A 311-nucleotide genomic window follows, 5' to 3' on the forward strand; every position below is an offset into this window, starting at 1 on the left:
GAAAACGCGCCCCAGCTTCTCCTCCAGGCGCGTTTTCCCGCAGCTCCACACGGAGGCCGCATTTGCCTGGAGCGGCTCGTTCGGGGCAACCAGTACCGGGCTGCCGACCATCGGTAGTGTGCCCGGTCATGCCCGCATCCATGCTGTGGTGGGCTACGGCGGCAACGGCATAACTTACTCTCAAATTGCGTCCGAGATCGTCTCGGCTGCGATAACCGGGCAAAGGACGCGGACGCGGAGCTCTTCTCCTTAAAGGCGTGACGGCCAACGGGCGTTTCCCAACCAAAAAGCTCAGGGCTACCCGATCTGCT

Annotated in this window: 1 protein-coding gene; it reads left to right on the forward strand. The window is 62.4% G+C overall.

Going from position 1 to position 311, the window contains the following annotated elements:
- On the forward strand, window positions 1-253 hold a 253-nt coding region (locus tag EN850_RS37980; protein ID WP_348642458.1), incomplete at its 5' end, for an FAD-dependent oxidoreductase.
- Window positions 254-311: the final 58 nt, after the last annotated feature.

This window comes from Mesorhizobium sp. M8A.F.Ca.ET.207.01.1.1 (genome assembly GCF_004794715.1).
In the GTDB taxonomy this organism is placed as follows: Bacteria; Pseudomonadota; Alphaproteobacteria; order Rhizobiales; family Rhizobiaceae; genus Mesorhizobium.